At 61.6% G+C, this 15,811-nt stretch carries 9 protein-coding genes and 1 pseudogene; 7 read left to right on the top strand and 3 right to left on the bottom strand.

Going from position 1 to position 15,811, the window contains the following annotated elements; all coding sequences use genetic code 11:
• Positions 1-265: hypothetical protein (locus LRP59_RS10240; RefSeq protein WP_098827484.1), on the top strand; the 265-nt coding region annotated here is incomplete at its 5' end.
• Between the two features lie 51 nt (positions 266-316).
• Positions 317-1,792 carry a phosphatase PAP2 family protein gene (locus LRP59_RS10235; RefSeq protein ID WP_002514979.1) on the top strand — a complete coding sequence of 492 codons (1,476 nt, stop codon included), beginning with the start codon at positions 317-319 and terminating at the stop codon, positions 1,790-1,792.
• Between the two features lie 72 nt (positions 1,793-1,864).
• On the opposite strand, the pseudogene LRP59_RS10230 reads toward LRP59_RS10235, so the two are convergent.
• Positions 1,865-3,226, bottom strand: a pseudogene (locus LRP59_RS10230) (dihydrolipoyl dehydrogenase family protein).
• A 332-nt stretch (positions 3,227-3,558) separates the two neighbouring features.
• Between LRP59_RS10230 and LRP59_RS10225 the strand changes: the two are divergent.
• Both LRP59_RS10225 and pepN read left to right on the top strand, forming a co-directional pair.
• Positions 3,559-3,996: a hypothetical protein gene (locus LRP59_RS10225; protein ID WP_002514977.1), complete on the top strand. Its 438-nt coding sequence runs from the start codon at positions 3,559-3,561 to the stop codon at positions 3,994-3,996.
• A gap of 148 nt (positions 3,997-4,144) precedes the next feature.
• Positions 4,145-6,679, top strand: coding sequence for an aminopeptidase N (gene pepN, locus LRP59_RS10220; RefSeq protein ID WP_002514976.1), 2,535 nt, complete (start codon positions 4,145-4,147; stop codon positions 6,677-6,679).
• Positions 6,680-6,688: 9 nt separating this feature from the next.
• On the opposite strand, the gene LRP59_RS10215 is transcribed toward pepN, so the two are convergent.
• Positions 6,689-7,987, bottom strand: coding sequence for a nitrate/nitrite transporter (locus tag LRP59_RS10215; protein ID WP_002531925.1), 1,299 nt, complete (start codon positions 7,985-7,987; stop codon positions 6,689-6,691).
• Between the two features lie 139 nt (positions 7,988-8,126).
• Here LRP59_RS10215 and purL point away from each other — a divergent pair, with 139 nt between their 5' ends.
• Positions 8,127-10,379 (top strand): phosphoribosylformylglycinamidine synthase subunit PurL, encoded by a 2,253-nt coding sequence (purL, locus tag LRP59_RS10210; RefSeq protein ID WP_002522049.1) that lies wholly within the window; start codon positions 8,127-8,129, stop codon positions 10,377-10,379.
• A 106-nt stretch (positions 10,380-10,485) separates the two neighbouring features.
• On the opposite strand, the gene pabB is transcribed toward purL, so the two are convergent.
• The gene (gene pabB / locus LRP59_RS10205) at positions 10,486-12,564 is read right to left on the bottom strand and encodes an aminodeoxychorismate synthase component I (RefSeq protein WP_002522048.1); all 2,079 of its coding nucleotides are present in this window, start codon (positions 12,562-12,564) and stop codon (positions 10,486-10,488) included.
• Between the two features lie 157 nt (positions 12,565-12,721).
• On the opposite strand from pabB, the gene LRP59_RS10200 reads away from it, so the two are divergent.
• On the top strand, positions 12,722-15,055 hold the full coding sequence (locus tag LRP59_RS10200) for a nitric-oxide reductase large subunit (RefSeq protein WP_002514972.1): 2,334 nt from the start codon (positions 12,722-12,724) through the stop codon (positions 15,053-15,055).
• Positions 15,052-15,804, top strand: coding sequence for a hypothetical protein (locus LRP59_RS10195; RefSeq protein ID WP_002514971.1), 753 nt, complete (start codon positions 15,052-15,054; stop codon positions 15,802-15,804). The genes LRP59_RS10200 and LRP59_RS10195 overlap by 4 nt, the downstream gene beginning before the upstream one ends.
• Positions 15,805-15,811 lie beyond the last annotated feature (7 nt).

The raw sequence follows: 15,811 nt of genomic DNA, 5'->3' as shown, positions 1-15,811 counted from the left end.
CCATTGGGCCGACAGCGAACACACTACCCCCGAAGAACCCCAAACGGCACACCACCTCGCGGTCGCCGCGCTCAGCGGAGACGTCTCGGTGCTACGTCGGTCCTGTTTCTCCAGGAGGGTCGAACATATGACGTATCTTCCGGAATTCTGTCATGGGAGACGCGCTCTCGCGCAGACTATCGGGCAACGTGCCTATGACGTGTGGGTAATTCGTCACCTTATAGACCACTGCCCGTCACTTCGTCCCCATACCGTCAATTCGTGACAGTCCTGGGGCTACGTCTGAGCAGCCCATTACCACGCTAGGAGTCAACTGGTGAAAATTCTTCGTACCTCTGTCCTGGGCCTTGCCTGTGCGACGGCGCTCGTCAGCAGTGTGGGGGTGAGCCCCGCCCAGGCGGCCCAACCCGATGAATCCGCAGATCCGCATGTCGCCCTTTTGAGCGAGTACAACCGCTACTGGACCCCCAAACCGTTCGACAAGCAGAACTTCGACACTGCTTTTCGCGGTGACGTGACCCCTCAAGGCTCGAAGATCTTGGCTCGCAACGACGAGGGCGTTGAGCAGATCAACAAGGCCGGGGTTGACGAGGCGAGCCAAGCCGCTGACCGACAGGGCAGATCCCAGCAGTGGCGTGCCCTGCGCGATGCCACGATGTTTACGGACCCGTTGCAAGAAGATAACGATTCCCTCGGCCCGGTGCTTAGCAAGTATGTGGCCGAGGGGCTCGCCCAGTGCACCCCGGCGAATGTTCACTCCTGCAGCCTCACCCACGTTGCCCGGTTCCTGTGGTTGACAGGGTTTCAGGAAGTGACGAAGAAAAGCACCGGGCCCGCCAAGAAGTACTTCAATTACCCGCGCCCCTACCTTGCTGATCGCAGCTTTGCCGATTCCGGGAATCCGAACAATCTACGCGGCCTTAAGAAAAACCTTGCCATTGCGCGGGTGCCAAGCCGGATCGACGTGAATCACAAGAGGGGTGGACGGGCCCTCCTTACTGCCGGCTACGACCTGATGGACGGCGCCTCGGGTACCAATCTGACCGTCAGCCAGGCTTTCCCGTCGGGCCACACCACCGCTGCCTATGCCTATGGTTTGGCGATGGCCGAGATCTTGCCTGAGCTGGGTCCCGAGATCCTCACCCGCGCATCCGAGGCCGGCAACAATCGCGCTGTACTCGGCGTGCACTACCCGATGGACATCATGGGTGGGCGCATCGAGGGCCACAGCAACGTGTTCGCCGCGCTGACCACGAATAGGTTGTACGTTGCCTCCCTCAAGGCCGCCCGCACTGAGCTCATGGCATACCTCACTCGCCGTTGTGAGGCCGACGGTCATGGTGACACTGTGCAGGCATGCATCGGAAATGTGGGTGCCAACGACAAGAAGGGCTACTACAACACCTTCACCGACTCGGTGTCTACGACGCCGGTGGTCGATCGCGCTTCGGCTCTTAAGGCCTATCGCGCCCGCATGACCTACGGTTTCGACAAGGCTTCCGTCTATGGTGGCCCGGCCCCCGCCACTACCGCTCCGGTCGTCCCGGCTGGTGCCGAGAATCTATTAGGCACTGCTTTCCCGACCCTCTCTGATGCCCAGCGGCGTCAGGTGCTGGCCGCCACCGAAATCGATGCCGGGTATGCCCTCGACTCGTCCTCGGGTGGATGGCAGCGCATCAATCTGGCCGCAGCCATGAGCGCCAAAGTGACCGTTGACAAGGCCGGTCACGTCGTCAAGATCGAGACCGGAAACCTCAAACCTGAGGTCGTCTCGGCTCCTCAGGCCTCCTGAGGTCAAACCGAACGAAGTCCAGTCATTGTGGCCGTGACTACTCGGTCACAATGACTGGACTTCGATCACTTCTCAGGTGAGAGGCTCGAGTACTCCGAGTACCTCATTGAAAGCTTCGGTCGAGGACGGGTGGGTCCAGATCCCGTCACGCAACGTTTCGTAGCGCACTCCCAACCGCATGGCCAGTGAGACAAAGTTGACCAGTTCCTGTGAATCAATGCACCACAGGGTTGCACCCAGGACGGTGTGGTCGTCGGCATCAACGAGAACTCGAATGACGCCTTCGGTTTGGCCGACAATCTTGGGTCGCGGCATGGCGGCGATCGTGGCGACGTCCTTGGTTGCCACGAGCACGGAGCGACCGGACTCCCGGGCCTGGCGCATCGTCATGCCGACCTGGGACAGCGGCGGGTCGAGGAAAGTGGTCGCTGGGACGGCCACTCTATCGTCACGGCGACGTGGCCCGTCGTGCAAGGTGTCCCACAACACCCGGTTGTCGTCAAGGGAGATATAGGTGAACTACGGCCCACCATTGACGTCACCGACTGCGTACACCCCGTCAATATTGGTGCGCAGCTGATCGTCGACAGTAATGTAGCCCCGCTCATCGGTAGCCACCCCGGCGGCGGCCAGATCGAGATCCTCGGTTGCTGGGCGTCTGCCTGCTGCCACCAACACCACGTCGGCGGCGAATGTCTGATCGTCGGTGACGACGTCGACATGGCCACCTGTTTCATCGCAGGAGGTCACCTGCGCCCCGGTGACGACGGTGACCCCTTCACCCTCAAGCATGTTGCGCACACGCTCGGCGATGTCGGCGTCAAGGGCGGGGGCGAAGGTCTCGCCGGCCTCGAGCAGGGTCACCTGGGAGCCGAATCGGGCGAACATCTGGGCGAACTCCAGCCCGATGAACCCGCCGCCTACGATGACGAGCCGCGACGGCAGGGGATCGACGTGCTGGATCGTGGTGGAGTCATGGACTCGCGGGCCATCGGCTCCGGGAACCGGAAGGGTGGCTGAGTGAGATCCGGTGTTGACGATGATCGTCTCCGCCTGCACGGTGATCTCATCGTCTCCCCCGACCGCCTTGACAGTGTGCGGCCCAGTGAAGCTGGCTACCCCGTCGAGGAGGAGCACTTTGCCCTCCAGCATGGCATGGTTGGTGCGGTTCAATGTGGCGATGAGGGTGTCTCGGTCGGCGACGGCTGAGGTGAAGTAGGAGACGGGGTCGCGGCCGTCCCGCTTGGATGCCGAGTCGATGAGGTCCTTGGTAGGCACGCACGCGATGTTGATGCAGCTGCCCCCGTACATCTGTGCTGATCTCTCGACGAGGGCGACTTTGCGTCCCTCCGCCGCCAGGCGTCCGGCGATCGTTTTGCCGGCCTTACCCCATCCGATGACCAAAACATCGACCGTGAACTCTTTATTCAACAATGGTTCGCCCTTTCGTGTATACGCGATTGGTGGTCGGTGGACCATCGGAGCGCCGACGATGCCATTCTTTCTCGGTACCCGGCCGGACCAACCTCTTTTCGCGTAGCGGGTATTAATGCCGATACGTGCCGGTGCGAGACTCGTTTGTTTTCGCTGATGAATCCCCTTGCACTCGTGGCTAAGACGTCTGGTCGCTTCCGGGGGCATCCCGACCGGGGCTTTCACTGCAACGCTCCAACCTTCTGTCTGAGCTTTTGTGGAGGCGCTGGTACCGTGGATGCTTATCTACCTGAGCGGCGTGTGGCTGCTTTGCGAGAGCTGAGGAGGCACCGATGAGGAGTCCTCGGTTCCTGGCTGTGATGGCTGCGTGTGTGCTGTTTTGCTTTGGTTTGGCGGGTTGCAGCACGATCCAGTCTGAGACGGATGAGGATGCCGCGGCATGCGCCGACTACGCCGTGCCCGATGCGCTGCGTAAGAAACTGGACTCACGAGGGCTCACCTCTCCTACTGCGCGTGCGGACGCCGCGCAGACATGGTTCAACGAGACCAGACCGGTGGACATCCTTATTGGCGGCTACTGGGTGGTGCGTTCGCGTCGGGGGACCCGGTTTCGTGTCGACTTCTATAGGCATATGAAGTCTGGCTCCCTGCTTCCACCTGACGCGGGAAAATCTGCTTCCTCGGTCGCGTGTCGGGTCTACGACGTGGCCCATGGGGTGACGGTCCAGCAGGTTGACTGCCCAAAGGAATCGCTGGATCAGTTACCCTGACACTGCTGCCCTTGGCTACCGGCTCGCACCCGCCAAGAACGAACACCAGACACCCTGGTCGAGCTGGGGCGCGGCTTCACCGGGAGGAACTGCTCGGTCTCGATGCTCATGGCATGCGCCACTGCCATACTCTGGTGGTGTGAGTTCGATGAATTTGACCCGCGAGGAAGCCCGTCACCGGTCTGAGATCATCAAAGTCGAGAGGTACCACGTCCGTATCGACGTACGCGGTGCTGACGCTGATGGCGCCACCCACTTCACCTCCAACACCAGAGTGCGGTTCTCCACCACGGAGCCCGACACCTTCCTGGACCTGCTCGACGGCGAGATCGGATCGGTCATCGTCAACGGCGAGGAAATCGAGCCGGAATACGACGGATCGCGTATTCAGCTGCACGGACTCCACACTCACCGCGAGAACCTCGTCATCGTCACCGCCAAGCTGCCCTATCAACACACTGGGCAGGGCTTGCACCGCTTCGTCGACCCGGCCGACGGCAAGGTGTACCTCTACACCCACTTTGAGGCCGCCGACTCTCGCCGGATGTACTCAGTGTTTGAGCAGCCCGATCTCAAAGCCCACGTCGACTTTGACGTCATCGCCCCGAGCGACTGGCGGGTCGCCTCCAATCAGGTTCACGAAGACATTCGGGAGGAGGAAGATGGCCTCCTGCACGATTTCGCCCTCACCCCGAGGATGTCGACTTATCTCACCGCCATTGCTGCCGGCCCCTACGTCAGGTTCCAAGACGAGTGGCATTCCCGTGACGGCTCCGAATCGATTCCGCTGGGTATCTTGGCTCGTGCCTCGCTGGCCGAGTACGTCGACCACGAGGAGATCTTCAAGATCACCAAGCAGGGTTTGGCCTTCTACCATCGCACCTTTGGCTACCCCTACCCATGGGGTAAGTACGACCAGATTTTCGTGCCGGAATACAACCTTGTTGCGATGGAGAATCCGGGTTTGGTGACCTTCACCGAGAACTACATCCATCGCGGCCCAGCTACTCGATCTGAGCTTGCAGGCCGCACCAACACCATCCTCCACGAGATGGCTCACATGTGGTTCGGCGACCTCGTTACCCCGAAGTGGTGGGACGATCTGTGGCTCAAGGAGTCCTTCGCCGAGTACATGGGTGCCCACGCCTCGGTTGCCGGCACCGAATACCGCGAGGCTTGGACGAACTTCGCCGTCGGGCGCAAAACCTGGGCCTACACCGCCGACCAGCAGTCGACAACCCACCCGATCGTCGCTGACATCGTCGATCTGGAAGCTGCCCGTCAGAACTTCGACGGCATTACCTATGCCAAAGGCGCCTCGGTGCTCAAGCAGTTGGTGGCCCATGTCGGTGTTGAGCGGTTCTTTAGCGCAGCCCGCCACTACTTTCGTGAATTGGCCTTCTCGTCAGCCACCCTTGACGACCTCATTCGTCACCTCGAAAAGGTCTGCGGACGTGATCTGAGCGCCTGGGTCGACGCTTGGCTTAAGACTGCTGGTCCCGACGTCCTGCTGCCGGAACTTACTATCAGTGATGGCGTTGTTTCCGAGCTGGCTGTCGTGCGTGACTCGATTGACGTCCGCACCGGCCGCGACGTCAATCGTCCCCACACCCTGCGCGTCGGGCTGTACTCCTTGCACGGCGAAGATTTGGTGCGCACTAACCTCATCGACCTCACTATCTCCTCCCCACGCACCCCGGTTCCTGAGGCGGCGGGCAAACCGGCCCCCGACCTCATCCTCATCAACGACGACGATCTCACGTACGCCAAGGTGCGACTTGGCGCTACTGGTACGAAGACCGTCCTTGCTCACCTGTCGGGTCTGGCCGACCCATTGGCTCGCGCTCTGGTCTGGTCGATGCTGTGGAACGCCGTGCGCGACGCCAAGCTTAAGGTTCAGGATTACCTCGACGCCGTTGCTGCGCATGGTCCCAAAGAGACCGAACCGGCCATCCTCGCCACCGTATTGCAGCAGCTACGAATGGCCGTCGAGAACTATCTTCCTGATTCTGCTCGCAAGACCGCACGGCGTGCCGAGGCAGCCCGGGCCTGGCAGGGACTCGACGAGTCCGAGCTGAGTAGCGACCTACAGCGCTTGTGGGCGCGTCACGCCCTGGCCTTGTCAGCCACCGATCCGGACTCGGCTGGACGGGTTCGCGGCCTGCTCGACGGCAATGTCGCCGGTCTGGTCGTCGATCCAGAAATGAGGTGGCAGTCCTGGATGGCCCTGGCCGCTCTGGGTCAGGCTAGCGTCGAAGACCTGGATGCCGAGCTAGAGTGTGACCACACCAAGACCGGTGTCGCCCATCACATGGCAGCCCTCACCGCTCGTCCTGACGATGCCGCGAAGCAGGAGGCTTATCGTCGCCTACGCACCCCGGGAGAGCTGTCCAATGAGCACTGTCTGGCCCTCCTCGAGGGTTTGCGTACCCCGCTGGGTGCCCAGACGTTTGCCAATCTCAATGGCTCCTACTTTGATGATCTTGAGCAGATCTGGCAGGAGTTCCCGATCGAGATGGCCCAGCGTTTAGTCGTCGGGCTGTTCCCTGACGGTGATGCCGCCGAGACTGCTGACCGTTGGTTGGCGAGTCACCAATCGGCCACTGGTGGTCTGACCCGGATGGTTAGGGAACGTCGTGACGCGGCATCTCGTGCCGAGACCGCCCGTGACTTCAATAACTGAGTAACGGCTTTAGCGGCGACGCTGTTTGACGACCCGCCACTGCCGTGCCAAGGCCTCGCGCCAAGTGGGCACGGTGACGCCGTTGTCCGTCATGATCTGGTAGAGCCGACGCTGGTTGACCTCTAACCCGGCCAGCCCGATGGCGAAGAGGACGAGTTGGGTCGACATCGCCCAGCGGAACCCGCTGAGGGTGTAGTGACCGCCGGGGCACAGCATATCGAGTAGTAGGCCAATAATCTCGATCTCCAAAAGACCGAAGAAGAAGCCGCCCGTAATCGCTACACCGGTCGCGGTGGCCAACCGGTTGCCTGGCTGAAAAGTGCGGGCCACATCGAAGCCGACGTTTCCGCCAGGCAAGGAGATGCCCAGACAGATGACGAGGAGGAAAAGCATCCACAACGGAGCAGGCCCTGGCCACACCAGGACGATCAGCCACGCCACCGCGGAGGCGGCGATCATGGCCTCGATGAGGGTGCCACGACGAATGGGGTGCCGACTGGTCAAGATGCCCGCCGTTGGTCCGGCGATGGCATTGGCGATGACATAAACTGTCATGAGTGTTGAGGCGGTGGCCGTTGAGCGTCCCTCGGCGTGGGTGAGGTAGGGCATACCCCACATCAGCGAAAATACGATTCCGGCGAAGTTTGACGACATGTGTGCCCAAAAAGCCAGTCGCGTCGAGGGATGGCTGATGACCTCAGCGACCTGGTGGGGGAGTTGTGTGACATTGCCGTCAGTACGTTCCGGCTCCACTCCGGGCGGGGCGTCACGGATGAGGAGGAATGCCAACGCAGCCGCTACTGCAGCACCACCGGCCGCCAGGAGATAGGTGGAACGCCATCCGCTGCTGTTGACCATGGCCACGAGGCCAACAGCTGAGATCACTTGTCCGAACTGGCCCAGCAAACCGGTGAGCTGGGTTACCAGAGGGGTCTGCTTGGGAGGGAACCAAGCCGGCACTAGTCGTATCGCGGCACCAAAAATGAAGGCGTCGCCGCATCCGACCAGGACGCGAGCCAGCACTGCTCCGCCGGCGCTCCCGGTGAGTGCCATGACGACCTGACCGACAGTCATGACGATCGACCCAGCGGTAATGACGACCCTTGATCCCAGTCGGTCGACGGTAATACCGGCTGGAATCTGGAGCACCGCGTAGACGGCTAGCTGCAACACCATGAAGGTGGCGACGACGGAGGCGGGGGCGTTGAAATGGGCGGCTGCCGTTAACCCCATGACGCCGAGAGAGGTTCGCTGCATGACCGCAAACCCGTACGCGATCACGGCTGTGATCCACACTACCCATGTCATGGCGACGCGACGACGAGGGCTCGATGTGGTGGTACTCACCTGGCTCATGGTAAGACGTTCCATTACTCCGATGCGCCCTGAGTGGCCTGCATCTGTGGTCGAGGCGGCAATGACGTCGTTCAACGGCTAGATTTGTCCTGTGGCAGACACAGTGGAGAACGCCGTCAGCACCCCCGACGTTGAGCAGCCCTGGGCTGAGTTGGGGTTGTCCGCCGACGAGTACCAGCGCATCCGGGAGATCCTGGGACGCCGCCCGACCGGCGGCGAGCTCGCCATGTACTCGGTGATGTGGTCGGAGCATTGCTCCTACAAATCATCGAAGAAATACCTGCGCCGATTCGGTGACCTGCCTCAGCAGACGCCGCTTGGCCCGCTGTTAGCTGGCATCGGGGACAATGCTGGTGTCGTCGATATTGGCAACGGACTGGCCGTCACTTTTAAGGCGGAGTCCCACAACCACCCCTCCTACGTCGAGCCCCACCAGGGTGCAGCTACCGGAGTCGGTGGCATCGTTCGCGACATCATGGCGATGGGCGCTCGCCCGGTCGGCGTCATGAATGCTTTGGCTTTCGGCCCGCTGGATGCTCCAGATACCGCACGTGTGCTGCCTGGTGTTGTGTCTGGGATCGCCGACTATGGCAACTGCCTCGGCCTGCCCACGATCGGCGGCCAGACCCTCTTCGACCCCACCTATTACGGCAATCCGCTCGTCAACGCCCTGTGCGTCGGGGTGCTGCGTCATGAGGACCTACAGTTCGCCAAGGCTTCGGGTGTAGGCAATCTCGTCGTTCTCTTTGGTGCGGCCACCGGTGGCGACGGTATCGGTGGCGCGTCGATCCTTGCCTCGGAATCCTTCGCTGCAGAGGGTGAGTCGAAGCGACCCAGCGTCCAGGTGGGCGACCCGTTCATGGAGAAGCTGCTCATCGAGTGCACCCTTGACCTCTTCAACGCCGGGGTAGTTGAGGCCTTGCAGGATTTCGGTGCCGCCGGAATCTCCTGTGCCACCTCCGAGCTGGCCAGTGCTGGCGACGGTGGCATGCACGTCGAGCTCGACCGCGTTCCGCTGCGCGACCCGAACCTCGCCCCCGAGGAGATCCTCATGAGCGAGTCCCAGGAGCGGATGGCCGCGGTGGTGCGCCCCGATCAGCTTGACCGCTTCATGGAGATCTGCGCCCATTGGGGTGTTGCTGCCACTGTCATTGGCGAGGTCACCGACACCGGTCGACTTCACATTGATTGGCAGGGCGAGCGGATTGTCGACGTCGATCCGCGGACGGTTGCTCACGACGGACCGGTTCTCGACATGCCGGCCGCCCGTCCGTGGTGGATTGATGAGCTCAACGAGAACGACGCTAACGCGTTACCGCGCGATAACTCTGGTGAGGGTCTTGCTGGGGCGCTGCTGGCCCTCGTTGGCTCCGCCCAGCTGTGCGACCGTTCCTGGATCACCGACCAGTATGACCGGTTCGTGCGCGGCAATACTGTGCTCGCTCAGCCGAATGATGCCGGCATGATCCGTATTGACGACAACCTCGGCATCGCGCTGTCCTTGGACGCTAACGGACGCCAGACCACCCTTAACCCGTATCTTGGCGCCCAGCTGGCTCTCTGCGAGGCTTACCGGAATGTGGCTGTCTCTGGTGCAACTCCGGTGGCCGTCACCGACTGCCTCAATTACGGCTCCCCATACGATCCCAACGTCATGTGGCAATTCGACGAGACCATCCTTGGTCTGGTTGACGGCTGCCGCGAGCTTGGTGTGCCGGTTACGGGCGGTAATGTTTCCCTGCACAACCGCACTGGAGATGAGTCGATTCGGCCTACTCCGCTCGTTGGTGTGCTCGGTGTTATTGATGACGTGCATCGTCGCATCCCGTCGGCCTTCGCTCACGACGGTGACGCTGTTTTGCTGTTGGGAACGACGAAGTGCGAGTTCGGCGGATCGGTCTATGAGGACGTTATCCACGCTGGCCACCTAGGCGGTATGCCCCCGATGCCCGACCTGAATGCCGAGAAGGCCCTGGCCGCGGTGATGGTGGAAGCGTCGAAGCGCGGCCTGCTGTCTAGCGCCCACGACCTGTCCGACGGTGGCCTGGCACAGGCGCTTGTGGAAAGCTGCCTACAGGGGGGTCTTGGCGTGTCGGTGAGTCTGCCCGAGGGCGAACCATCGGTGATGTTGTTCTCGGAGACCCCGGCCCGAGCGATCGTCTCGCTGTGCGGTAACGGTTACCGTGAGTTCAAGGCGCTGTGCCAGGAGCACGGTGTGCCGACTGCCCGTATTGGCGAGGTCATTGATCACGGTGAGATCGAGGTTAACGGTCTGTTCAGCCTCCCCCTTGGCGAGATCGAACGAGCCTGGCGCAAGCCGATTCCGACTGCCATGGGGGAGTGACAGGAGTTTCCTGGCCCGGCTGACTCTGTGATTGAGCAGGTTTGACGGTTCCCTCGTTGTCATGGCGCACTTCCCGTGCGAAAAAGCGCGCCTTGCTGGATCGCCTTCAGACTCGTGGAACGTTGTGCACTGCCTCCATCAGCGCAGCCAACGGTGCAGCCGCTTTGAGGTTCTTCTCGCGCCACTCCTCGTCGGGCTGGGAAGCTGCGACGATTGCGCCGCCGGCACCGACCGTTACTCGCGACCCCGTTCGGACCACCGTCCGTATCACGATGCTGAGGTCGGCGGTGCGATCGAAGCCGAGATATCCCAGGATTCCCGAGTAGATTCCCCGGGCGCCGACCTCTAGACCGTCTAAGATCTCCACGGACCGTTCCTTCGGTGCCCCGGTCATCGATCCACCAGGGAAGGTCGCTCGCAGTACGTCGACCAATCCGACGTCCTCACGCAATCGTCCGCGCACCGTGGTCACCATCTGGTGCACCGTCGCATATGACTCGATCGCCATCAGACGTGGTACCTCCACCGTGCCTGGTTGGCACACGCGCGACAGGTCGTTGCGCACCAGATCAGCGATCATGAGATTCTCGGCGCGGTTTTTCGCGTCAGTGTGTAAATCGACAATTCCCCGGGCATCCTCCACCGGATCATCACAGCGGGCCATCGTCCCCTTGATCGGCTTGGATTCAGCGATGCCGTCGCGTACTCGCAGGAACCGTTCCGGGGATGAAGAGCACACCTCTACATGCGGGTCGGTAAACCGAAGATACGCCCCATAGGGGGCTGGGTTTCGACGCCGTAGTGCGCGGTACAACTGCCAGCCGTCCACGTCGCACTGGGAGGTCCACGTGTCGGTGAGACAGGCCTCGTACGAGTCACCGCGTGTTAGCGCCTGCTGGATTGCGGCAACACGGTCCTGGTAGCCCCCTCGGCTGAGCCGCCACGACCCTTCCACAGGCACGGTTAGCGGTGCGGGCCCTTCGCTGCTACCTGGTCGCTCCACCAGCGTCGCAGCCAGTGCGTCCAACAGATCAGCGGCCTCATTGCAGCCGGGCGTGTTACGGTCGTCCAAGGCTAGGAGGTGAGCGTGATGTCGGTAGTGGTCATACGCAATCCAGCTGGCCGGACGCATCCACATGGCATCGGGCAGTTCGCTGCAGTGCGCATTCGGGCCCAAGGTCAGCGCTTTGCACTCATAGCCCAGGAAACCGACATAACCACCTGCGAACGGGATGTTATCCAGTTCCGGGTCCCTCCGTGGTACTCCATCTGCAAGACGGCGTTCCAAGAAGTCCAGTACATTACCAGACTGGGTTCGCCCGTTGACCGTTAACGTGTTCGTGGCGACGTCGTAACTGACCAGTTCGGACGCCGCCCCCGACACCGTGCCCATGACACTCCAACGGCCGGTGTCGCCACGCGTGGTGGCCGAGTCCAACCAAAAGGCGTCACCGTCGGCAGCGAGGCGGCTGAAGGTGGCTTCTTCGTCGAGGTCGATGTCCACCGCTTGGTGGTGGATTGTCCACCGTGCCGTAGTCCGGGGACACTTTCGTGACTGGATGTTGCGCGGTTCGCGTTTGTCGCGTACTTCGCTGTGTCGTGGCTGGCTGCCGATCGCCAGGAAGTTCGTCATTAACTGACATCCGACCTGCGTCATGACTGACTCTGGGTGGAATTGCACGCCCCAATGTGGCCGGTCGGCAACCTTGAACGCCATGATGGCGCCATCCTCGGCGCGAGCATGTTCGACGATCTGGTCACCCAACGTGGTCAAGCACAGTGAGTGGTACCGAGTTGCCTCGAAATCTTGCGGTAATCCGGCGAAGATTCCACGCCTGGAGTGATGAATTCGGCTGACGATGCCGTGATGGGGCCGAATGGTCTGCAACTGGGCACCGTGACGTAACCCGAGGCCTTGGTGGCCCAGGCACACCCCGAGCAGGGGGAGTTTGCTGGAGGCATCGATTATCTGCCCGGCGATCTTAAAATCCTTGTCGTTGTGCGGGGTGCCAGGTCCTGGTCCGATGACCACGTGGTCGAATTCGCCGTCAGCCAATCGGCGGAGGATCCCTGCACGCTCGACCTCCTCGGGGCGGACCACCACTGGCTCGATCCCGCTGACTTCGGCCAATAGGTGTGCCAGGTTGAAGGTGAAGGAATCGTGGTTGTCAACCAGCAGGATCACGGGCCCTCCTCGGTGACATCCGCTGCAGTGCAAGAGCAATAGCACAAGGATAGGGGCCACTTCCCGAAACGGGCTGTCCTGGCATCGTGCCGTGGTGGGGGAGGACACGCTTATCATTATTAATGATATTTTCGTCAATAAACGATAGGTTTGCGCCATGGGCGATGAAGGCAAGAAACCCGAGGAGACCCGTCGTCGACCGATGGTCGTCAGTAAAGGGTGGGTGCAAGGGATCGCCCTCGTGATGATCCTGGGATTCACGGTGATGGGCATCCTCGCTTATCACACCTATAACGACTCCATACCCATACCCGACAAGGTTGTCTCCACCACCGGAGAGGTGCTGTTTACCCATGACGACATCGTTGCCGGGCAGGAAGCCTTCAATAACCGAGGCCTCATGGAATATGGGTCCATCGTCGGCCACGGTGGGTACCTTGGCCCCGACTTCACTGCCGACTATCTGCGTCGTGCCGCGACGTTGACCCTGGACGCTCGAATCAAAGCTAGAGAGAATCAACCGCACCAGGCCAATATCAAGGACTGGCGTACCAACCGCTACGACTCCCGCACCGGCGTGCTCGTCCTGTCACGTCAGCAGACTGCCGCATACCACCATCTCGTTTCCTACTACACGACGTACTTCGGGAAGAACTCGCACAACCTCGGTTTGCTAGCCCACGACATCAAGGATCCGGCACAAGCTAGGCACTTGACCGACTTCTTCGCGTGGACCGCATGGGGGGCGGCCGCAGATCGGCCTGGGCACAGCTATTCGTACACGAACAACTGGCCGGCAGACCCGACCGTGGCGAACCGTCCAACGGCTGACATGGTCGTCTGGTCGGTGCTGTCTCTCATCGTCCTCATCGGTGGTACCGGAGTGATGTTCGCAATATATGGGCGCTGGAGCAAGAACATCGGCTGGCACGAGTCTGAGACTCCGTCACTGAGCTTTATCCGTCCCAGCCAGGTTGGGCTCACGAAGTCGCAACGCGCCACCTCATGGTTCTTCTTTGTCATTGCTGTTTTGTTCCTCATCCAGACCCTTGTTGGTGCGGCGGCGGAACACTACCGGGCTGATATTTCAAGTTTCTTCGGGCTCGATCTGGCGGCCTGGTTGCCCTATAACCTTGCCCGAACCTGGCATGTTCAGTTGGCGTTGTTCTGGACGGCGGCGGCCTTCCTCGCCGGAGGCATCTTCCTGGCTCCCTTCGTCTCAGGTAAGGAGCCCAGAAGACAGCACGTGCTGACCTACGTGCTGCTTGGAGCAGTGGCTTTCGTCGTATTCGGTTCCCTCATCAGTGAGGCGTTATCGGTCTATGGAGTCTCGTGGGCCAAGGGTCCGGTCTTCGGCCAGCAGTGGGAGTACATCGACCTGTCGAAGATGTTCCAACTCCTGCTCACCCTTGGCATGTTCCTGTGGGTGTTCATTATTTGGCGTGCCATGCGTACCCGGATGAGGACCGAATCGGTCGGCAATATGCCGTGGGTGTTTTTCTTCTCGGCCCTGTCGATCCCAATGTTCTACGCTGTGGGTCTCCTCGCCGGGACGCACACTCAGCTGTCGGTAGCCGAGTTCTGGCGTTTCTGGGTGGTCCATCTCTGGGTCGAGGACTTCCTCGAGCTCTTCACCACCGTCATGGTGGCGTACATCTTCGTCATGCTCGGTGTCGTCCGCGAGAAGGTGGCGTTGGGTGTCATCTACATGGACGTCATCCTCTACTCGGCCGGTGGGGTGCTCGGCACCATGCACCACCTGTACTTCTCGGGCACCCCGAGCGCGCACATGGCCATCGGCGCCTTCTTCTCGGCTGCGGAGGTTATCCCACTGACGTTCCTCACAGTCGAGGCGTGGGGATTCATGCAGCTCGGAGCCCGGCGTGAGTCGCGGTCGTCGACGCCGTTCCCGCATCGCTGGACGGTGATGTTCCTCGTTGCAGTCGGGTTCTGGAACTTCGTTGGTGCTGGTGTCTTCGGATTCCTCATCAACTTGCCGATCGTGTCCTACTACGAGATCGGGACCGCCCTCACCGCCAACCATGCCCACGGGGCGATGATGGGCGTCTACGGGATGATGGCCATGGCTTTGGCGATGTTCGCGCTGAGGTACCTCATCCCTGCGTGGAACGACAAGCTGGCGAAAATCTCGTTCTGGTGCACGAACATCGGGCTCGCCTGGATGGTCTTCGTCACCCTGCTACCGCTTGGCATCCTGCAGCTATACCACTCGGTGGACGCAGGCTATTTCGAAGCCCGCCAGCTCAACTACATCACCGAGCACCGCAATGTCGTCCTCGAGTGGCTCCGCATGCCGGGGGACCTCGTCTTCATCATCGGCGGAGTGCTGCCGTTCTTGTGGATGACATTCCAGGGACTGATGCACCACCGGGAGGGGCGGACCGTCGACGAGCTGCCGGTGGAGCGGCTCTTCATCGAGGAGGCCCCGGGCGAGCAAGGACACGCCCAGTTGCCGGAGGCGACGAGGTGAGCCCGTCCCTCCAGGTGGTGCTCACCTGTTGCTACTCCCTCTTTCTGCTTGCCGTGGCCTGGTTGCTCGATGTCTTGGGTCGCCACAGCGCCCGGATGAGTCGGGAGTGGAAGACGACGAACTTCGTCTACCACGACGATCGGGACGGATGGAAGTGCCATGAGGATCACTGGCTGTGGCCCGCGAGCTTCGATCCGCAGAAGCGGGTCGTCAGGTACCGCGGTCAGCACGAGATTTGTGGTCGATGCCCCGTCAAGGACACGTGCTCGCCGACGATGACGGCGCGCGAGGTAACCATGCCCGTCGACCCGTGGCCGTACTCCGAGGCCGGACTGTTCCATCGCGGTATGACGGTGTGCGTCATGGTCGCTGCTCTGGCCCTGCCAGGTGGCATGCTCTTCGTGGCACGGACGGTGGCGGAGGTGGTCACTCTTATAGCGACTATCGCTATCGTCTGCCTGGCTCTCGTTCCCACCGCTGCGTCCATGCGCCGGCGCCCAGTGGACATCCCGGAGGGGCTGCCGCTGGAGGCGTCAGTGCCGGATACCGGGACGGCGCACGACGACGGTCGTGTCCGCGTGCTCGGCGTTCATGGACAGGCGACGACCGATCGAGCCGGTGACGAGGCCGACCGTCTTATCGCCCGGTACGGGTCCCGTTGGAGGTCCGGACGGACGCGGTACCGCTCGGTCGAGCAGGCGGCTGCGGTCGAGGCCGCGGCGCGGAGCACGTATGACCGGGGCAGGTAATACCGAG

The organism is Cutibacterium sp. 37298 (genome assembly GCF_023838685.1).
Taxonomy (GTDB): domain Bacteria; phylum Actinomycetota; class Actinomycetes; order Propionibacteriales; family Propionibacteriaceae; genus Cutibacterium; species Cutibacterium acnes.
The sequence above is the reverse complement of the archived record's forward strand: the minus strand, read 5'-3'. Positions and strand labels throughout refer to the sequence as shown.